Origin of the sequence: Paraburkholderia sp. EG286B (assembly GCF_040965655.1) — a bacterium.
Taxonomy (GTDB): Bacteria; Pseudomonadota; Gammaproteobacteria; order Burkholderiales; family Burkholderiaceae; genus Paraburkholderia.
The window spans coordinates 75213-93923 of the sequence record NZ_JBFRCF010000019.1 but is presented as its reverse complement, the minus strand read 5'-3'; the positions used below and the strand labels follow the sequence as shown (position 1 = coordinate 93923).

The 18711-nt window shown below is 65.1% G+C and carries 19 protein-coding genes; 17 read left to right on the top strand and 2 right to left on the bottom strand.

The window, feature by feature from the left end:
* Nucleotides 1-123 precede the first annotated feature (123 nt).
* Both AB4Y42_RS32435 and AB4Y42_RS32430 read right to left on the bottom strand, forming a co-directional pair.
* Entirely contained in the window at nt 124-1260 is a 1137-nt protein-coding gene (locus tag AB4Y42_RS32435) for a porin (RefSeq protein WP_368696448.1), read from the bottom strand.
* Nucleotides 1261-1389: 129 nt separating this feature from the next.
* Nucleotides 1390-2517, bottom strand: a complete 1128-nt coding sequence (locus AB4Y42_RS32430; protein ID WP_368696447.1) for an aminodeoxychorismate synthase component I — start codon at nt 2515-2517, stop codon at nt 1390-1392.
* A gap of 210 nt (nt 2518-2727) precedes the next feature.
* Between AB4Y42_RS32430 and AB4Y42_RS32425 the strand changes: the two genes are divergently transcribed.
* From AB4Y42_RS32425 to AB4Y42_RS32345, 17 genes are all read left to right on the top strand, one after another.
* Nucleotides 2728-3786 carry an NAD(P)H-dependent flavin oxidoreductase gene (locus AB4Y42_RS32425; RefSeq protein WP_368690084.1) on the top strand — a complete coding sequence of 353 codons (1059 nt, stop codon included), beginning with the start codon at nt 2728-2730 and terminating at the stop codon, nt 3784-3786.
* A gap of 11 nt (nt 3787-3797) precedes the next feature.
* A complete protein-coding gene (locus tag AB4Y42_RS32420) occupies nt 3798-4193 on the top strand; it encodes a group II truncated hemoglobin (protein WP_368690085.1) in 396 nt (131 codons plus the stop codon).
* A gap of 291 nt (nt 4194-4484) precedes the next feature.
* Nucleotides 4485-4808, top strand: coding sequence for a hypothetical protein (locus AB4Y42_RS32415; RefSeq protein WP_368690086.1), 324 nt, complete (start codon nt 4485-4487; stop codon nt 4806-4808).
* A gap of 89 nt (nt 4809-4897) precedes the next feature.
* A complete protein-coding gene (locus tag AB4Y42_RS32410; RefSeq protein ID WP_368696446.1) occupies nt 4898-5281 on the top strand; it encodes a hypothetical protein in 384 nt (127 codons plus the stop codon).
* A 4-nt stretch (nt 5282-5285) separates the two neighbouring features.
* Nucleotides 5286-5426, top strand: a complete 141-nt coding sequence (locus tag AB4Y42_RS32405; RefSeq protein WP_368690088.1) for a hypothetical protein — start codon at nt 5286-5288, stop codon at nt 5424-5426.
* A gap of 74 nt (nt 5427-5500) precedes the next feature.
* A complete protein-coding gene (locus AB4Y42_RS32400; protein WP_368690089.1) occupies nt 5501-6895 on the top strand; it encodes an APC family permease in 1395 nt (464 codons plus the stop codon).
* An 84-nt stretch (nt 6896-6979) separates the two neighbouring features.
* Entirely contained in the window at nt 6980-7657 is a 678-nt protein-coding gene (locus AB4Y42_RS32395) for a hypothetical protein (protein ID WP_368690090.1), read from the top strand.
* Nucleotides 7644-7997 carry a hypothetical protein gene (locus AB4Y42_RS32390; RefSeq protein WP_368690091.1) on the top strand — a complete coding sequence of 118 codons (354 nt, stop codon included), beginning with the start codon at nt 7644-7646 and terminating at the stop codon, nt 7995-7997. Before AB4Y42_RS32395 ends, AB4Y42_RS32390 begins: the two co-directional genes overlap by 14 nt.
* A gap of 165 nt (nt 7998-8162) precedes the next feature.
* Nucleotides 8163-9023: a formyltetrahydrofolate deformylase gene (gene purU / locus AB4Y42_RS32385; RefSeq protein ID WP_368696445.1), complete on the top strand. Its 861-nt coding sequence runs from the start codon at nt 8163-8165 to the stop codon at nt 9021-9023.
* Between the two features lie 69 nt (nt 9024-9092).
* Nucleotides 9093-10334: an FAD-dependent oxidoreductase gene (locus AB4Y42_RS32380; RefSeq protein ID WP_368690093.1), complete on the top strand. Its 1242-nt coding sequence runs from the start codon at nt 9093-9095 to the stop codon at nt 10332-10334.
* 15 nt (nt 10335-10349) lie between these two features.
* On the top strand, nt 10350-10607 hold the full coding sequence (locus AB4Y42_RS32375) for a sarcosine oxidase subunit delta (RefSeq protein WP_368690094.1): 258 nt from the start codon (nt 10350-10352) through the stop codon (nt 10605-10607).
* The gene (locus tag AB4Y42_RS32370) at nt 10608-13571 is read left to right on the top strand and encodes a glycine cleavage T C-terminal barrel domain-containing protein (protein WP_368696444.1); all 2964 of its coding nucleotides are present in this window, start codon (nt 10608-10610) and stop codon (nt 13569-13571) included.
* Entirely contained in the window at nt 13568-14269 is a 702-nt protein-coding gene (locus AB4Y42_RS32365; protein ID WP_368690096.1) for a hypothetical protein, read from the top strand. Before AB4Y42_RS32370 ends, AB4Y42_RS32365 begins: the two co-directional genes overlap by 4 nt.
* A gap of 61 nt (nt 14270-14330) precedes the next feature.
* Entirely contained in the window at nt 14331-15659 is a 1329-nt protein-coding gene (gene glnT, locus AB4Y42_RS32360) for a type III glutamate--ammonia ligase (protein WP_368690097.1), read from the top strand.
* 78 nt (nt 15660-15737) lie between these two features.
* Nucleotides 15738-16646: an amidophosphoribosyltransferase gene (locus AB4Y42_RS32355; RefSeq protein WP_368690098.1), complete on the top strand. Its 909-nt coding sequence runs from the start codon at nt 15738-15740 to the stop codon at nt 16644-16646.
* Nucleotides 16634-17332, top strand: a complete 699-nt coding sequence (locus tag AB4Y42_RS32350; protein ID WP_368690099.1) for a protein glxC — start codon at nt 16634-16636, stop codon at nt 17330-17332. The genes AB4Y42_RS32355 and AB4Y42_RS32350 overlap by 13 nt, the downstream gene beginning before the upstream one ends.
* A gap of 15 nt (nt 17333-17347) precedes the next feature.
* Nucleotides 17348-18706, top strand: coding sequence for an FMN-binding glutamate synthase family protein (locus AB4Y42_RS32345; RefSeq protein WP_368690100.1), 1359 nt, complete (start codon nt 17348-17350; stop codon nt 18704-18706).
* The last annotated feature ends 5 nt before the right edge of the window (nt 18707-18711 follow it).

Genomic DNA, 18711 nt, shown 5'->3' with positions numbered 1-18711 from the left:
AAAACCACCGCATGCCGGCGCTCGTGCGTGCCATCGCCCTGACTGCATCTTTTTCGATCTGCACCGCGGCCGCCATCCAGCAGAGGGGGTACGCCCATCGTGGTAGCGACTGGCGCCGCGGGCCTAGAAGCGGTGCGAGATGCCGAGCCGCACGACGGTCTGGTTTCCGCTCGAAGAAAGGTCCGCGGCGCCGACGATATGCGCGGAATCGAGGTCGGTACCGGTCTTGCCGTTGGTGTGCTGATAAGCCCCCTGAACGTAGACTTGCGTGCGCTTGCTCAACAAGTAGCCGAACATGAGCGAGACCTGATGCCAGTTCGGGCTCGTTCCCCCCAGGGTGTCTTTGAGGTCGCCATGCGTGTAGGTATACGCGCCGGCAACGTAGATCTGCGGATCAAAGTAGTACTGGCCGTTGATCTCGACATTGTCGAACTTCCACGAGGACCACGCCACGCTGCCGATGTCCGGGGCGTAGGCGTTGCCGGTGGGTTGATAAACGTCGACGTGCGAGTAGGCGAGGGCAACGTTGGCGCTGTCGCTGAAGGTCCACTTGATGCCGGCGTTGATGTTCTGCTGCCGCGCCGCGGTAAAGACACCATCGCCGCCCACGGCGCCCGTGGTGTTGAGGTTGCCGTTGCCAATGCGCATGTAGGCGAGCGCGGCCGAGAACGGCCCGATGCTGTAGCCGAGCGCGGCACTGTACGCGCGGTTGTCGGCGAAATTGGTGGCGTTGCTGAATCCGTAGCTGCCTTCGGCCTGGAACCCCTGGAAGGTCGGGCTCACATACTTCACGGCGTTATTGAAGCGGAAGTCCTGGTCGGCATTGTCGTTGTCGAACGGATGCGCCGCGAGGTCGCCAATCGAGCTGCCTGCCGCCGTGAAGGGGCTCCAGAGGTCGACGGTGGCGTCGTACTGGCGCCCGAGCGTGAGCGTGCCCCAGGACGAAGACTGGAGCCCGACGAACGCCTGACGGCCAAACAGCCTGCCGCCCTCGTTCAACGCGCCGCTGTTGAGGTTGAAGCCGCTTTCCAGGGTGAAAATGGCGGCGAGTCCTCCGCCCAGGTCTTCGTTGCCCTTGAAACCAAAGCTCGATTCGCCGGTGTCGCCGCTCACCATCGCCCAGGCGCTATGCCCTCGCGCGTTCGAGGTGTAGTTCAGGCCTTCGTCGAGTGTGCCGTACAAGGTGACACTGCTCTGGGCGTGGGCGTAGCAAGGGGGGAGGAGTGCCGCGACGGCGGCATAAAGAACGCGCTTTCTCATGGGGATAGCCTTCTTGTTGGGCGCGGACAGGATGATCCGCGCTGCTATTGAAATGCCATCGGGCCGATCAGGAGCCGTGCCGGACTGCGGCGACAGCCATTCAGGTATCCGAAACGTGAAGATGCCTTTTCACCACGAACCGATGATGCGGGATTTCCACTTGCATTCTTCCCACTCGCGCGCTGGGTCCGAGTCCATGACGATGCCGCCGCCCACGCAGTACACACCCTCTCCGCTTCGGTCGAGGACAAGCGTGCGTATGGCGACGTTCATGGAGAACCGGCCGTCTGGCGCGAGCCAGCCTACACTGCCGCAGTACACGCCGCGCGGCGCGACTTCGAGGCGCCGTATGTGGCGCATGGCCGCGATCTTCGGCGCGCCCGTGACCGAGCCACAGGGAAAGAGCGCGCGCAGGATGCGTTCGAGACTCGCCTCGCCAACGTCGGCCGTAACCGTCGACGTGAGCGTCCAGACCGTTGCGTACTGCTCGAGCGCGAACAGGTTCTCCACCGCGACCGAACCCGTCCGCGCAATGCGGCCAAGGTCGTTGCGAAGGAGATCGACGATCATCAGATTCTCGGCCCGGTCTTTCGTGCTCGCCTGCAACTGCGCGCCGAGTCGCAAGTCGCGATCGGGGTCGGCGTCGCGCGGCGCGGTGCCCTTCATTGGCCGCGTCGTGAGTTTGCCGCTGCCGTAGTGGAGAAAGAGTTCCGGCGAAAAGGAAAGAATCCGGCGTTCGCCGTCCTCAATATACGCCGCATGCGCGCTTGGATTCGCGCTTGCGAGGCGGCGGTACAGCGACAGGGCGTCTCCGCGCGTGCTGACGTCGAGCGGAAACGTATAGTTGATCTGATAGACCTCGCCCGCGGCGATCAGGTCGCGGATCTCCGAAATACGCTCGATATAGCGGTCTTTGTCGATGCGTGGCCGGATCGAAATGATGTCGCCATCCGATTTCATGCCGTCGTATTCGCACGGCGGCTCCTCGCCGGCATGGTCGTAGACGAGTGCGGTCAAGCGGGGGTGCTCACCGGCCATGACCTCGTCCTCGTCCTCTTCGTGGAGCGACGGCTCCAGCCAGTAACCGGCCTCGTAATCGACGATCAGGGCGACCCAGTAACCCTCCTTGCGTGCGGCGTCCACTTCGGCCATCGCGTGCGCAAGCTCGCTGCGGCGCCTGGCCGTGATCCGCGCGCGCAAGCCATGCATGGCAAGGGCGCGACCGGCAACGAAATCGTCGAAACGGCAAGTTTCCATAGCGGCGGGGCGACTGGAGCCACGATTCAATGCGGCCAGCATCAGTGAACAAAACTACGTCATCAATGATTCGTTGTGGGTAACCCCCAGGGGGTAGGGCGCGCAGCGCCGATATACGCTGGAATGTGCGGCGTAAGCCGCTCACGCCCGTCGATCCAGACGGCGCTGAAGGATCGTTGCCATGTCCACATCACCGCCGGAGCGTGCCCAATGCGTGCGAATCCAGAAACCGCTTGCCTGCAGACCGGATTGACCCGTTTGCTTGGGTGCCGTTATCCGATCGTGTCGGCCGGCATGGGCGGCCCGGCCCGGTCCGAACTCGCCGCGGCCGTCTCCGAAGCGGGCGGCTTTGGCCTGCTAGGCATGGTGCGCGAATCGCCGGAGCTGATCGAACGGGAGATCGCCGGCGTGCGCGCGGCGACTCAGCAGCCGTTCGGCGTCAACCTGATTCCGGCGGCCACCGAGCCCGCCTTGTTCGCGGCAGAGCTCGATGCCTGCCTCGCGGCCCGCGTGCCGGCGATGTGCTTCTTCTGGGACGTCGTGCCCGGGGCCGTGAAACGCGCGAAGGACGCCGGCGCCGTCGTGCTGTATCAGGTCGGCTCGCTCGAAGACGCATTGGCCGCGGAGCAGGCCGGTGCTGACGCCGTTATCGTGCAGGGCATCGAGGCGGGTGGACATGTGCGCGGGCGCACCGGCGTGCTCACGCTGGTGCAGGAGGTCGCTCAGCGCGTGTGCGTGCCGGTGGTCGCCTCGGGCGGCATTGCGACGGGCGGCGGCCTGGTCGCGGCCCTCGCGCTGGGCGCCTCGGGCGTGCATTGCGGCACCGCATTTCTTGCGACGCATGAATCCTGCGCGCACGACTATCACAAAGACCGCATTTGTGCGGCGCGCGCGGGGGAGACCGTCTACACGGACCTCTTCGCCATCAACTGGCCGCCGCATTCGCCCGTGCGCGTGCTGGCGAATAGCGTAACCGCGCAGGCGCGCGGGCAACGCCTCGGACATCACCCCGATCATTTGCCGCGCGAGGTGATCGGCCACGACGACGGGCGCCCTATTTACCTGTTCAGCACCGATTCGCCGCTGCGCAGCACAACGGGCGAACTGGAGCGCATGGCGCTCTTCGCGGGCGAGTCGTCGGCGCTCGTGAACGCGCGCATGTCGGCGGGCGACGTGATCGAGCGCATGGTGGCCGAGGCAATGAAGGCTCGACGCCGCGTGGGTGCGTGTGTGGCGGGGCTCGCCGGACACCGTGGGCAAACCGCCTGAGTGGGGAAATCGTGGATCAAAAACGTCAATCAGTATTCCAGACGATAGGAGGCGACGCCGGTCTGACATGCCTCGTCGAAACGTTTTACGACATCATCGAAACCGATCCCGCGGGCGCGGGCATTCATGCGCTGCATCTGCGGGGCTTTGGCCTCGCGCACGTGCGGCAGGCCCAGTTCGAATTCCTCTCGGGCTTCTTCGGCGGCCCGCAGTACTACCTTGAACGCATGGGGCACGCGAACCTGCGTGCGCTGCATGCGCACATCGAGATCGGACCCGAGCAGGTGCAAGCGTGGCTCGCGTGCATGCGAAAGGCCATTGCGGCGCTCGGCTACGACGCCGATGTCGAGGCGACGCTCATGCAGCATTTCACCCGCACGGCCCACGCCTTACGCAACATGGCCTAGCGCGCCTGGTTCGTGCTACTCTGCCGCGTCGGCGTTATAAAGTTGATAAGTCATGTATCTGGCTGGTGTGCGCGCGAAGACGAAATTATTGCACCGCGCCATGCTTGCGTGCGCGGCCCCGGCCGGACATGCCGCCGAACCCAGGGTCTTTATCTACCCACAAAAACAGTATTGACACCAGGCCGCCCATCCACAATAAATACCACGGTGAAAATTAGTTGCCGGTAAGGAAACTCGAAGCACCGCGTTGAACAACCCAATCGTGTCGCGTTACCTATGGAGGGTTTGAGCATGGATCATGGACTGCGCAAGCGCATCGACGGCATGTTTGCCCGGGACCGTTTGATGGCGGGCATCGCGTTGCTGGGACTATGGATTACCCTGGGGTACGTGTATTTTTCGGTGAGCATGGCAGCGGTGGACCCTGCGGTGCGTGTCGCACTCACGATCGGCGCCGTTGGCGTGGTCGTGTTCAACACCGCGTCGGTCACAGCGATGGTGCGGCATTACAAAGAGGACAAGGACCACATCTACGGCCTCGACATCCACCATCTCGACGAAAACCGCGCGCGCAAAGCCGCCCTCGACGACAACGAAGAGGAAGCGCTTGCGTAGCACGGTCACGAGGCGCGCTCGCGCCTCGCTGCAGTTTTCCCGCGACGCTGAACCACTCAACGCAATGCCACCTCAAGAGGTCGCTCGACATGGCATCCGAATACGTTCCTCCCGTACAGAAGGGCTTTGGTCAGCTGGTGGATAGCCTGTTTCTGCTCGTGCTCGTTTATTGCAGCCTGCTGGCCCCGTTGCTGCTCAAGGCGCCGGACACGCAGCCGGACGCCGCCCAGGCCGCGAAAACGCAGGTTTCATGGCAGACGCTAGGCCAGAACCCGACGATGCAGGCGCAATGGCAGAAGCTCGGCTTCGACGCCGCGCAGGCCAAGCCCATCATCACGACCAGGTTCGACTACGTCATCGATCCGGCTTCGTTGATCGTCACGGCGCTCGTGATCGTCGGCTATTTCGTGTTCGTGCTGCGTGTTTCCGACAAGCAATACCGGCAGGTGATCGCCGAAAAATTTCCGGAGTGATGCGATGAACTTCTGGCAACTGTTGAGTCAAGCCGCGTGGGCGCTAGCAATTCTGTTGTTCGTGTGGATCCTCGTCGACGCCTTTCGGGTCCACCGCGACTATGACGACGACTTCCTGATGAGCTCGACCGAGGGCACCGAATAGCACTGACCCCGGACGAACCCCGTATTGGCACGCCGTACTCAACCTCTTTGGCTTTGCGTCGGACAGGAGCATTCATGAGTAATCCAGCAGCGTCGGTACAGCAGGACCAGCGGATCGCGCTCTTGAAGGTGCTGGGCCCGATTCACGTGTGGGCGCTCGGCGTCGGCATCGTGCTGGTCGGCGAGTTCATGGGGTGGAATTTTTCGGTCGCCAAAGGCGGCGCGTATGGGTCGCTGATCGCCTGCTGGATCATCGGCCTGCTGTATACCTGCGTCGCGATGATCGATTCGGAGGTGACCTCGACAGTCGCCGCGGCCGGCGGGCAATATACGCAGGCCAAGCACATCATCGGGCCGCTCATGGCGTTCAACGTCGGCCTTTATCTCGTGATGGCCTATACGATGCTGGAGGCGGCCGATGCGCTGGTGGTCGGCGACCTGATCAAGGCGGTGGCCGCAGACTCGGGCTATCCGGGCCTCGACTCGCGTCCGTTCGCGCTCGTCACGATCGCCTTTCTCGCGTGGCTCAACTATCGCGGCGTGTTCGTCACGCTGACGGTCAACTTCGTGATCACAGCCGTGGCATTCCTCGCCATCGTGGTCCTGTTCCTCGGTGTGCAGCCGTGGAATCCGGGGCGCGTCCTGCTGCATCACGAGTTGCTCACGCAATTGCCGTATGGCTGGCTCGGCGTGGTTGCCGCGTTGCAGTTCGGAATGTGGTACTACCTCGGCATCGAGGGCACTTGCCAGGCCGCCGAAGAGGTGCGCTCGGCGGGGCGCTCGATTCCGCTCGGGACGATGAGCGGCATGATCACGCTGCTCATTGCCGCGGCGCTCACCTGGTATGTCGCCACGGGGCTCATGCCGTGGGAGTACCTCGGCCAGGCCGTGACGCCGCTCTACGACGCCGCGCGCCTCACGGGCAGCAAGGGGCTGCAGACGCTGCTCTTCGTCGGCACGCTGTTCTCCGCGGTGGCGTCGGCCAACGGCTGCATCAACGACGCTTCGCGCGCCTGGTTCTCCATGTCGCGCGACCGCTACATGCCGATGTTCTTCGGCGCGGTGCACCCGCGCTACCGCACGCCGTACCGCGCGATCATCTTCCTCGTGCCGATTGCGATCTCGTTCGCGTTCACGGGCCTGCTGGATCAGGTGATTACGTTCTCCATCCTGTCCGGCCTGCTCGGCTACACGTTCATGTCGATCAACATCGTGAAGTTCCGACGTATGTGGCCGCTCGGCAGTATCAATCGTGGCTACGTCCACCCGTTCCATCCGATCCCGGCCATCGTGCTGGTATGCCTGTGCGCGGCAACCTATTTCGCGACTTACCTCGGCTACGGCGCCTCGCTGCTCTCGATCATGGCGTTCTACATCGTCGCGTCGATCTGGTTCGCATTGCACCGCTACAAATACGTCAAGCGCGGCGACCAGTTCACGATGAACTGGCCCAGACCCAAGGATTACTGACATCACCGCGGTTCCATTGGGCGGCGGCGGCGCGGGCGGGTGGTCACACCGCCCGCGCCGTCTGCATAACCGGAGATTCCCGTCATGCCTTTCGCAGGTGCTGCTCTCGCCGCGGTGTTCGCCGTGGCGCTCGTCATCCTCTACCGTCGTGAGCACAGGTCCTGCAAGGCGCAGCGCCTGAGACTGTTCGACGGCTGCCTCGCGCTTTTCGATCATGCGCGGCTCACGCAGGACGACATTGCGTGGCCGGTGCTCACCGGCTCCTACCGCAAGCGCAGCGTGCGCATCGAGCCGGTCGTGGACCATGTCGTTTTCCGGCAGGTGCCTTCGCTTTGGCTCGTCGTGTCGGTGAAGCAGGACCTGCCGATCGCCGGGACAGTAGACCTGCTCGCGCGCAGGCGCAACGTCGAATTCTATTCGTCGGCGGGGGATCTGCCACGCAACATCCCGCTGCCTCGCGAGTGGCCCGATCACGCGACGCTCAAGTCAGACCGTGAGGGCTCCGAATTACCGCTGGGCGCACTCGACGCCCACGTGCGCACGCTCTTCGCCGACCCGCGCACGAAGGAGCTGGTTGTAGCGCCGCGCGGGGTCCGTATCGTCTACCAGGTGCAGGGTGCGGATCGCAGCGAGTACCTGTTGCTGCGCAACGCGACGTTTCGCGGTGCACAGGTGAGTGTGGCGCTGCTCGAGTCCCTGCTCGAGCGGGCAACGGCCGTTTGCGCCGATCTGATGCGAGGAGGTGAACATGTCAACGCCTGAAGCCGGTGCCGCAGCGGCCGCGATCGACGAAACGCGGGACGACCTGCCCGTGCCGCGCCCGCGCCGCCCCTGGCATCCTTACGTCGTGCTCGCCGCGGCGGTGTTGTTGCCGGGGGCGGGGCAGGTGCTCAACCGCATGCCCACGCGAGCGCTCACCATGGTCTTCTTCATGCTCTCGCTGGGTTTCCTCACCCTGCAACTGGCGGCGCCAGAGCGCTCGTTCGTCGGCCGCCACGCGGGGGGTATCTTCGTCTACGCGATCGCGGTGCTCGACGCCTACGGGACCGCGCGGTATCGCTGGGAAGCCTTCAATCGCACCCATCGCGCGGCTCGCGCGTAACCGTTCCACTGGCCTCGCGACACTCGGGGGAGGTAGCGCCTACCCCTCAGGAGGTACGGCCGAGTAGGTTCCTGACAGGAAAAAAAGTTTATCCCCATTGACAACAACAATTCCGCTGATTACTGTTAATCAACATCTAACCCTGTCGAGAACCAGGCGATGCCCATGTCCTCCACCCGTCGTTTTACCCTGACCCTGTCGTGTCCCGACCGGGTTGGCATCGTAGCTGCGGTGAGCGCGTTCATCGCCGAGCACCACGGCCTGATCATCGAGGCGACTCACCACGCCGACGAGATCGAGAAGCGCTTTTACATGCGCCACGAGATCGCGACCGACTCGCTGCCGGTGAGCCTCGAGACCTTCCGCGAGCGCTTTGCCCGCATTGGCCGCGAGTTCGACATGGACTGGAAGGTCACCGACCACGCCGTGAAAAAGCGCGTGGTGATCCTCGTCTCCAAGCTCGAGCATTGCCTGTACGACCTGCTCGCGCGCTGGAAGGCCGGCGAACTCGACATCGAGATTCCGTGCGTGATCTCGAACCACGAAATGTGGCGCAGCTTCGTCGAATGGCACGGCATCCCGTTCCACTACGTGCCGGTCACGCCGGAAACCAAGGTGCGGGCCTACGACGAGGTGCAGCGGCTGTTCGAGGACTCGCGCGCCGACACGATGGTGCTCGCCCGCTACATGCAGGTGCTCTCGCCCAAGCTGTGCGCGGCGTACCCGGGCCGCATCATCAACATTCACCACTCGTTCCTGCCGAGCTTCGTCGGCGCGAAGCCCTATCACCAGGCGTACACGCGGGGCGTCAAGCTCACGGGCGCGACCTGCCACTACGTGACGGAGGACCTCGACGAAGGGCCGATCATCGAGCAGGACGTGATCCGCGTGCGCCACTCTGACCGGCCCGACGACCTCGTGCGCCTTGGCCGCGACATCGAGAAGGCCGTGCTGGCCCGAGGCTTGCGTTATCACCTCGAAGACCGCGTGCTGATACACGGCAACAAGACGATCGTTCTTCGCTGAACCAGCGCCGCAGTCCAACCCGGATCGCCCGCGCGCCTGAGCGCGCGGGCGCGAACAAGGAGTGAAGCTATGCCGTGGCGTCTCGTGCGTTTTGCCGTGTCGAAGAAACACCCCGAGCCGAGGATGTTCACCCGGCATGACACTTTGCGTCGTTCTTATGACGTTGTGATCATCGGCGCGGGTGGCCACGGGCTCGCGAGCGCCTACTACCTGGCCCGCGAGCATGGCATCAAGAATGTGGCGGTGCTGGAAAAGGGTTATATCGGCGGCGGCAACACGGGCCGCAACACCACCATCATCCGCTCGAACTACCTGACGCCGGAAGGCGTGCAGTTCTACGACACCTCGGTCAAGCTCTGGGAGGACCTCTCGCAGGACTTCGACCTGAACCTGTTCTACTCGACGCGCGGCCATTACACGCTGGCCCACACCGATTCGGCAATGCGCACGATGCGCTGGCGCGCCGAGGTGAACAAGCACTACGGCGTCGACTCCGAAGTGGTCGGGCCGAAAGAGGTGAAAGCGGCGGCGCCGATGATCGATCTCTCGTGCGGCGGCGTGGCGCCCATCCTCGGCGCGCTCTATCACGCGCCAGGCTCGGTTGCGCGCCATGACGCCGTGGCCTGGGGCTATGGGCGCGGCGCCGACCAGCGCGGCGTCGAGATTCATCAGCAGACCGAAGTGCTCGGCATCGACGTGGTGGGCGGCAAGGTGAAGGGCGTGAATACCTCGCGTGGCTATATATCGACCAACAAGGTGCTGTGCGCCGTGGCGGGCTCCACGCCGCGCATGACCGACATGGTGGGGCTGCGCACCCCCATCTACATTCACCCGCTCCAGGCCATGGTGAGCGAGCCGCTCAAGCCCTGGCTCGACCCCATCCTGGTGTCGGGCAGCCTGCACGTGTATATCAGCCAGTCGGCGCGCGGCGAGCTCGTGATGGGCGCCTCGCTCGATCCCTACGAGCTGCACGCCACGCGCTCGACGCTCGATTTCGTGGAGGGCCTGACGGCCCACATGCTCGAAATGTTCCCATTCCTCTCGAACGCCAAGGTCATGCGCCAGTGGGCCGGGATGGCCGACATGACGCCGGACTTCGCGCCCATCATGGGCAAGACGCCGGTGGAAGGCTTCTATCTCGACTCCGGCTGGGGCACCTGGGGGTTCAAGGCCACGCCGGTGTGCGGCAAGACGATGTCGCACACCGTCGTGAACGACGAGAACCATCCGCTCATCAACGGCTTCACGCTCGATCGCTTCCGCCGCTACTCGCTCACGGGCGAGAAGGGCGCGGCTTCGGTTGGCCACTGACCCGGGGACACGACGATGAAGATCATGACCTGTCCCGTGAACGGCGCGCGCCCCGTATCCGAGTTCACCTACTGGGGCGAAATGCGCGACATGCCCGACCCGGCGAGCGCCACGGACGACGAATGGGCCGACTACGTGTTCTGCCGCAACGGCGCCGCGGGAGTGAAGAAAGAATGGTGGTGCCACACGCCGAGCAACACCTGGTTCATCGCCGAGCGTGACACCGCGAAGGATCGTGTCATCCGCACGTATCTGAATGACGAGGAGGCTTAAATGCGTCTGGCACCGCATGCAGGCGAATGGATCGATCGCAGCAAGCAGATCGAATTCGGCTTCGAGGGGCAGCGTTACACGGGCTTCGCCGGCGACACGATCACGAGCGCGCTCTGGGGCGCGAGCGTCCAGGTACTCGGGCGCAGCTTCAAGTATCACCGGCCGCGCGGCGTGCTCTCGCTCGCCAATCACGACATCAACGCGATGTTTCAGGACGGCGCGCGCCTGAACGTGCGCGCCGACGTCACCGAGCTGATCGCGGGCGCGAACTGGCATGCGGTCAACACCGCGGGCGGCGTGGCCGCCGACCGTGGGCGCTGGGTCGGCAAGCTCGCGCCGTTCCTGCCCGTGGGCTTCTACTACAAGGCGTTCTACAGCAAACGCTGGTTTCCGCGCTGGGAGCGCATGTTCCGCAAGATGGCCGGGCTCGGCAGCGTGGACCTCAGTGCGCCGCACGTGCGCACGCCCAAGCGCTACGGGTTCTGCGACGTGCTCGTGATCGGCGCTGGCCCGTCGGGCCTCGCGGCGGCGCTGGAGGCGGCGCAGCAGGGCGCCGACGTGGTGATCGTCGACGAGAACGCGCGCTCCGGCGGCAGCGGCACTTACCAGGCCGGCGGCGACGTGGCGCGCCTCGAAGAGGTCCGTGCGCTCGAAGCCGCAGTGCGTGCCCATCCGCGGGTGCGCATGCTCAACCGCACGCTCGCCGCGGCGTATTACGCGGACCATTGGGTGCCGCTCGTGGACGCCGGGCGCATCACGAAAATGCGCGCGAAGGCGGTGGTGCTGGCGAGCGGCGCGTTCGAACAGCCTGCAGTGTTCCGCAACAACGACTTGCCTGGCGTGATGCTCGCCTCGGCGGCGCAGCGCCTCGTCTGGCGGTATGGCGTGGCGCCCGGCAAGCGCGTGGCCGTGCTGGCCGCCAACGCCGACGGCTATCGCGCGGCCCTCGACATGCTCGAGCGCGGCATTGCCGTGACCACGCTGATCGAGTTGCGCGCCACGCATCGCTTCGGCGAACTCGCCCGCGAGCTCGAAGCGCGCGGCGTGGAGGTGCTGGACTCGAACTGCGTGATCGAAGCGGTGCCCAACGCAGCGGGCGACCGCCTCGCGGCGGTGCGCGTGGGCCCCACGCCGCCCGCGGGCATGAGCGCCGTGACGGGCCACACGCGGCAGATCGAATGCGACACGCTGCTGATGAGCGTGGGCTGGGCGCCGGCCGCCAACCTGCTGTATCAGGCGGGCACCGCAATGCGCTATGACACGGACGTTGAGCAGTTCGTTCCCGCGCGCCTGCCCGAAGGGGTGTTCGCGTGCGGCCGCGTGAACGGCGTGCATACGTTCGGGAGCAAGCTGATGGACGGCCGCCGCGCAGGGGCCGAGGCCGCCGCCCATGTGGGATTCGAAGCGTCCTCGGGCAGCGTGCCGTCCATCGCCATTCCTGCGGAGCCTGAGTCGCCGTCCCACGCCTGGCCGATCGTGCCGCATCCGGCGGGCAAGAACTTCGTCGACTTCGACGAGGATCTGCAACTGAAGGACTTCGAAAACGCCGTGCAGGAAGGTTTCGACAACATCGAACTGCTCAAGCGCTTTTCGACGAACGGCATGGGCCCGAGCCAGGGCAAGCACTCGAACATGAACGGCCTGCGCATTCTGGCCCGCCTGACCGGCAAGGCGCCGCAGGAAGTGGGCACGACCACGGCGCGGCCATTCTTCCATCCTGTGCCGATGGCGCTGCTCGCGGGCCGCGGCTTCAACCCCGAGCGCCGCACGCCGATGCACGCGCAGCATGAGCGCCTCGGCGCGAAGTGGATGCCCGCGGGCGTGTGGCAACGGCCTGAGTATTACGCGGTACAGGGGAAGGACCGCGCCCGCTGCATTCAGGAAGAAGTCCAGGCGGTGCGCAACGGCGTGGGCATGATCGACGTGGGCACGCTCGGCAAGCTCGAGGCGCGCGGGCCGCAGGCTGCGCAGTTTCTCGAACGCGTGTATGTGTCGAAGTATGCGGGGCTGAAGGCGGGCATGACGCGCTATGCGCTGATGTGCGACGAGGCGGGCGTGGTGATCGACGACGGCGTGATTGCGCGCCTCTCCGACGATCACTTTTACTTCACCACCACGACCTCGGGCGCGGCGGCCATCTACCGCGAGCTGTCCCGTCTCAACACGATCTGGCGGCTCGATTGCGGCATCGTCAACGTGACGGGCGCCTATGCCGCCATCAACCTTGCGGGTCCGTATTCGCGCGCCGTGCTCTCGAAGCTGGTCGATATCGATCTGTCCTCCGAAGCGTTTCCGTATCTCGGCATTCGCGTGACGGGCGTCGCCCTCGGTGCGAACCGGGTGCCGGCGCGGCTGATGCGCGTGGGCTTCGTCGGCGAATGGGGCTATGAGATTCACATTCCCGCCGAATATGGCCCCGCGTTGTGGAACGCGCTTTACGAAGCGGGCAAGGAATTCAACATCCGGCCGTTCGGCGTGGAGGCGCAGCGGCTCTTGCGCCTCGAGAAGGGGCACGTGATCGTGAGTCAGGACACCGATGGCCTCACGACGCCGCGCGACGCCGCGATGGACTGGGCGGTCAAGATGGACAAGCCGTTCTTCGTCGGCCAGCGCAGCCTGCAGGCGATCGACCAGCAGACGCAGCAGCAGCGCCTCGTGGGCTTCGCGCTCGACGACGGCGTGAAGAACCCGGCGCTGCGCGAGTGCCATCTCGCCATCGAGGGCAAGGAGATCGCGGGCCGTGTGACGAGCGTGTCATGGAGCGAGACGTTGCAAAAGACCATTGGCCTCGCGTTCGTGCGGCCCGCGATGGCACAGCCGGGCACGCACATACGCTTCCGTCTGAGCGATGGCGTCATGGTGCGCGCCACGGTGGTGTCACTGCCTTTCTATGACCCCGACAATCTGCGCCAGAAAGACGCCGCGCCCGCGCAGGCCACCGCACCGAGGAAGGAGACCGCATGAGCGCAACGAACGTAGCCAGCGCAGCGAATGTGTCGCTGCGCACGAGCCCGGTACGCGACGCCCTGCACGGCATCGATCCGCAGTGCAGTGTGGTCGAGAACATGCAGGTCGTGGAGCGCTTCGGTGCGAACGACGAAGCGCGCGCACGCAGCGCGGGAATTGCGGACGTCTCGCACCTGTACCGCATGGGCTTCAAGGGCCAGGGCGTGGCCGCCTGGCTGGCCGAGCAGGGTTTGCCGGTGCCGCCGCAGCCCAATAGCTGGGCGCCGCTTGGCAACGGCGGGCTGATCGCGCGCCTCGGCCTGAACGAGTACCTGATCGAGGACGGCATCAGCGGCAGGGCGTCGGCGAAGCTGGCCCATCGCGAGCCGGCATTGCGGGTCTACCCGGTGCTGCGCCAGGACCTCGCGATCGTGCTGTGCGGCGAGGCGATCGACGAGCTCTTGCTGCAGACCTGCAACGTGAATTTTCGCGCACTCGATCTTGCAGTCCGACCCGTCGTGCTGACTTCGATGGCGGGTGTCGCTGTGACCGTCCTGCCGGGCGAGCGGTTGGGGCGGCCGTACTACCGTCTTTGGGCCGACGGCACGTACGGCGTGTACTTGTGGGAAACCCTCGCCGGCATTGCCGCCGAACTGGGAGGCGGGCCGGTCGGTCTCGCCGTGATCGACGAAATCGACCAGGCACCATCGAGCTAGGCCCATCAGGCAGCAGGACGCTTCTTCGACACCGTATTCACGACGCTTGAGGACAATCGACATGACACCCGCAGAAGCCAAGCAGTTCCTTGCAGAGAACAACGTGAGGTACATCCTCGCGCAATTCGTCGACATTCACGGCGTCGCGAAGACGAAGTCCGTGCCGGCAGCGCATCTCGACCTGATCCTCACGGACGGCGCGGGCTTTGCCGGCTTCGCGGTGTGGGGTCTCGGCATCGATCCGCAGGGGCCGGACTTCATGGCGGTCGGCGATCTCGACACGCTCACGCTCGTGCCGTGGCAACCCGGTTATGCCCGCATCGCCTGCGACGGCTACGTGAAAAAGGAGCCGTGGCAGTTCGAGAGCCGCGTGACGCTCAAGAAGCAGGTGGACCGGCTGAAGGAGCACGGCTGGATTCTGAACACGGGCCTCGAACCGGAGTTCTCGCTGCTGCGCCGCACCGACGACGGCCGCATCGTGCCGTGCGACGAATCGGACGCGCTGCCCAAGCCGTGCTACGACTACAAAGGGCTCTCGCGCTCGCGCGAATTTCTGGAGCGCCTGACCGAGTCGCTGATCAAATGCGGTATCGACGTCTATCAGATCGACCACGAGGACGCGAACGGCCAGTTCGAAATCAACTACACGTATTCCGACTGCCTGAGATCGGCCGATTCGTACGTATTCTTCAAGATGGCGGCCGCCGAAATCGCCAACGAGCTTGGGCTGATCTGCTCCTTCATGCCCAAGCCGTTCTCGAACCGGCCCGGCAACGGCATGCATATGCACATGTCGATTTCGGATGGCGAGCGCAACCTGTTCGCCGACAAGCACGACGAGCGCGGCCTCGGCCTCTCGAAGCTCGCCTACCACTGGACGGCCGGCCTGCTCAAGCACGCGGCGGCGCTCTCGGCGATCTGCGCGCCCACGGTCAATTCGTACAAACGTCTCGTGGTGGGCCGCTCGCTCACCGGCGCGACGTGGGCGCCCGCCTATGTGAGCTACGGCGACAACAACCGTTCCTCGATGGTCCGCATTCCGGGCGGGCGCATCGAACTGCGCCTGCCCGACGCCGCCTGCAACGCGTATCTGGCAACCGCCGCCGTAATCGCAGCCGGCCTCGACGGCGTGAACAACAAGCTCGATCCAGGCGAGCCGTGCAACAAGAACCTGTACGAAATGAGCGCGGAGGACCTGCGCAAGCACGAGATCAGCATCCTGCCGCAGAACCTTCAGGAGGCGCTGCACGCGCTAGAGCGCGACGAGGTGATGCTGGAAGCGCTTGGCCCGGCGGGCGGCGAGTTTCTGCGCCTCAAGCACATGGAGTGGATCGAGTACATGCGCCATGTGTCGGACTGGGAGCAGAAGTCCTACCTCGAATTTTTCTGAGCGCGCATAGCGGCGCCGCGCGGGCGCCGCTATGCCAGTCACCCACAAAACGCAGGAAACACGTGTAGGAGAGCACTCATGTGTGGAATTGTAGGATTGCTTATCAAGCAGCCGTCGCTGCGTGAGCGGCTGGGCGAGCTGATGGTCCCCATGTTGCTCGGCATGACCGAGCGCGGGCCCGACTCGGCGGGGCTGGCCGTTTTCACCGAGCCGGTGGCCGCCGACGTGCGCAAGATCAGCCTCTACTCGGGCCTTACCGAAGAAGCCGAAGACTTCAACTGGCAAGGGCTCGCGCACGATATGAACGCGCATCTGGGCGCGGGCGCCTCGGTCCATGCACAGGGCAATCATGCGGTGCTGAGCGTCAATATCTCGCCAGAGACCGCGAAGCGCTGGATTGCCGAGCAGCATCCGCGCCTGCACATCCTTTCCACGGGGCGCGCGATCGACCTGTACAAGGATATCGGCACGCCCAAGGAAGTGTCCGACCGTTACGCGTTCCAGAAGCTCACCGGCACGCACCTGGTAGGCCACACGCGCATGGCGACCGAGTCGGCGGTCACGCCCGACCGCGCCCACCCGTTCACGGCGGGCGAGGACTTCTGCCTCGTGCACAACGGCTCGCTCTCGAACCCCTTCGGCGTGCGCCGCATGCTCGAACCGCACGGCATTCATTTCGATACGGACAACGACACGGAAGCCGCCTGCCGCTTCCTCGAATACCGGCTGCGCGAAGGCGATGACCTCGAATCCGCGCTGCAAAAGGGCTTCGAGCAGCTCGACGGCTTCTACACGTTCCTGATGGGCACGCCCGACAAGCTCGCGCTGATCCGCGACCCGTTCGCCTGCAAGCCGGCGGTCGTAGCCGAAACCGATGACTACGTGGCGATCGCTTCCGAGTTCCGCTCGCTGGCGCACCTGCCCGACATCAAGCATGCAAGCGTGTTCGAACCGGCTCCCGAGGAGATGTACGTATGGAAAGTGTGAACTTTGACCTGGCAAGCACGTCGGTGACCGAAGTCAACCGGTTCTTGCACAAGGACGCCGCCGGCAAGGGCGTGCAAATGGTGCGTATCGCCAACCCCGACGGCGCGCACAACATCGCGGTCGGTCTCGACCTGCCTGTCGAGGTGGAGATCGACGGCCACGCGGGCTACTACGCCGCCGGCATGAACAAGGAGGCGAAGGTCACCATTGCGGGCAGCGCCAGCACCGGCGTCGCCGAAAACATGATGAGCGGGCGCGTGCACGTGAAGGGCTTCGCGTCGAATGCGGCGGGCGCGTCGGCGCAGGGCGGCCTGCTCGTGATCGAGGGCGACGCGGGCCTGCGCTGCGGCATCTCGCTCAAGGGCGCCGATATCGTGGTGAAGGGGTCGGTGGGCAGCTTCTCGGCATTCATGGCGCAGGCCGGGCGGCTGGTGATCTGCGGCGACGCGGGCGACGCGCTCGGTGATTCGCTATACGAAGCGGTGCTGTACGTGCGCGGCAACATCAAGTCGCTGGGGGCCGACGCGCGCGAAGAGCCCATGACGGCCGCCGACATCGAAGGCATCGCGCAACTGCTGCGCGCGGCAGGCCCGGCGTTCGCCGGCATCGAGCCGAAGGAGTTCAAGCGCATTGCCTCGGCCCGCTCGCTCTATCACTGGAACGCGGACGCGAACCAGGAATATTGACCCAAGGACCCCGCCATGGAAATCAAGCCGATCCACCTGAAGCAAATCGCCACGGAAGAATCCTGGGGCTTCGACCGCAAGACGATCAACTATATCCAGAACGCCGCGGCGCATGGGCTGTACGAGATCCGCGGCCTGGGCGCGAAGCGCCACGTGCCGCACTTCGACGACCTGCTGTTCCTCGGCGCCTCGCTCTCGCGCTATCCGTTGGAAGGCTACCGCGAGAAATGCGCGACGAAGACCGTGCTCGGCACGCGCTTCGCGAAGAAGCCCATCGAGCTCGCGATCCCCATCACGGTCGCAGGCATGAGCTTTGGCGCGCTTTCGGCCAATGTGAAGGAGGCGCTCGGCCGCGCCGCGTCCGAGATGGGCACCTCCACCACGACCGGTGACGGCGGCATGACCCAGGAGGAGCGGCGCTCGTCGAAGACGCTGGTGTATCAATGCCTCCCGTCGCGCTACGGCTTCAATCCCGACGACCTGCGCAAGGCCGACGCGATCGAGGTCGTGATCGGTCAGGGCGCGAAGCCGGGCGGCGGCGGTATGCTGCTCGGCCAGAAGATCTCGCCGCGCGTCGCGAAAATGCGCACGCTGCCCGAAGGGATCGACCAGCGCTCGGCGAGCCGCCACCCCGACTGGACCGGCCCGGACGATCTGCTCATCAAGATCCAGGAGCTGCGCGAGATCACCGACTGGGAGAAGCCAATCTACGTGAAGGTGGGCGCAACGCGCACGTTCAACGACGTAAAGCTCGCGGTGCACGCGGGCGCGGACGTGATCGTGGTGGACGGCATGCAGGGCGGCACCGCGGCCACGCAAACCTGTTTCATCGAGAACGTCGGCATTCCGACGCTCGCCGCGCTGCGCCAGGCGGTGGACGCGCTCGAAGACCTCAACATGAAGGGCACGGTGCAGCTCATCATCTCGGGCGGCATCCGCAGCGGCGCGGACGTGGCGAAGGCGCTAGCGATGGGCGCGGACGCGGTGGCGATCGGCCAGGGCGTGCTGGTCTCGCTGGGCTGCAACAGCGCCTCGTATCTCGAGAAGGGCCAGCACGTTCCGGCGCTCGACGACTACGCGAACCTCGGCACCGCGCCCGGCTATTGCCACCATTGCCATACCGGCAAGTGCCCCGTTGGCATCACGACGCAGGATCCCGTGTTGCAGGAGCGCCTGCAGCCCGACGTGGGGGCGAAGCGTCTGCGCAACTATCTGAAGACGCTGAACATGGAGCTGACCACGATCGCGCGCGCCTGTGGCAAGCAGAACGTGCACCACCTGGAGCCCGAGGACCTCGTCGCGCTCACGGTGGAGGCGGCGGCAATGGCGCGCGTGCCGCTCGCGGGCACGAACTGGATCCCGGGCGTGGTCTGATTCGC

What these genes read in the sequence shown, in the direction of transcription:
- AB4Y42_RS32435 (WP_368696448.1), bottom strand. Translation starts at nt 1,260, where the DNA reads ATGAGAAAGCGCGTTCTTTATGCCGCCGTCGCGGCACTCCTCCCCCCT.
- AB4Y42_RS32430 (WP_368696447.1), bottom strand. Translation starts at nt 2,517, where the DNA reads ATGGAAACTTGCCGTTTCGACGATTTCGTTGCCGGTCGCGCCCTTGCC.
- AB4Y42_RS32425 (WP_368690084.1), top strand. Translation starts at nt 2,728, where the DNA reads ATGCGTGCGAATCCAGAAACCGCTTGCCTGCAGACCGGATTGACCCGT.
- AB4Y42_RS32415 (WP_368690086.1), top strand. Translation starts at nt 4,485, where the DNA reads ATGGATCATGGACTGCGCAAGCGCATCGACGGCATGTTTGCCCGGGAC.
- AB4Y42_RS32410 (WP_368696446.1), top strand. Translation starts at nt 4,898, where the DNA reads ATGGCATCCGAATACGTTCCTCCCGTACAGAAGGGCTTTGGTCAGCTG.
- AB4Y42_RS32405 (WP_368690088.1), top strand. Translation starts at nt 5,286, where the DNA reads ATGAACTTCTGGCAACTGTTGAGTCAAGCCGCGTGGGCGCTAGCAATT.
- AB4Y42_RS32400 (WP_368690089.1), top strand. Translation starts at nt 5,501, where the DNA reads ATGAGTAATCCAGCAGCGTCGGTACAGCAGGACCAGCGGATCGCGCTC.
- AB4Y42_RS32395 (WP_368690090.1), top strand. Translation starts at nt 6,980, where the DNA reads ATGCCTTTCGCAGGTGCTGCTCTCGCCGCGGTGTTCGCCGTGGCGCTC.
- AB4Y42_RS32390 (WP_368690091.1), top strand. Translation starts at nt 7,644, where the DNA reads ATGTCAACGCCTGAAGCCGGTGCCGCAGCGGCCGCGATCGACGAAACG.
- purU (WP_368696445.1), top strand. Translation starts at nt 8,163, where the DNA reads ATGTCCTCCACCCGTCGTTTTACCCTGACCCTGTCGTGTCCCGACCGG.
- AB4Y42_RS32380 (WP_368690093.1), top strand. Translation starts at nt 9,093, where the DNA reads ATGCCGTGGCGTCTCGTGCGTTTTGCCGTGTCGAAGAAACACCCCGAG.
- AB4Y42_RS32375 (WP_368690094.1), top strand. Translation starts at nt 10,350, where the DNA reads ATGAAGATCATGACCTGTCCCGTGAACGGCGCGCGCCCCGTATCCGAG.
- AB4Y42_RS32370 (WP_368696444.1), top strand. Translation starts at nt 10,608, where the DNA reads ATGCGTCTGGCACCGCATGCAGGCGAATGGATCGATCGCAGCAAGCAG.
- AB4Y42_RS32365 (WP_368690096.1), top strand. Translation starts at nt 13,568, where the DNA reads ATGAGCGCAACGAACGTAGCCAGCGCAGCGAATGTGTCGCTGCGCACG.
- glnT (WP_368690097.1), top strand. Translation starts at nt 14,331, where the DNA reads ATGACACCCGCAGAAGCCAAGCAGTTCCTTGCAGAGAACAACGTGAGG.
- AB4Y42_RS32355 (WP_368690098.1), top strand. Translation starts at nt 15,738, where the DNA reads ATGTGTGGAATTGTAGGATTGCTTATCAAGCAGCCGTCGCTGCGTGAG.
- AB4Y42_RS32350 (WP_368690099.1), top strand. Translation starts at nt 16,634, where the DNA reads ATGGAAAGTGTGAACTTTGACCTGGCAAGCACGTCGGTGACCGAAGTC.
- AB4Y42_RS32345 (WP_368690100.1), top strand. Translation starts at nt 17,348, where the DNA reads ATGGAAATCAAGCCGATCCACCTGAAGCAAATCGCCACGGAAGAATCC.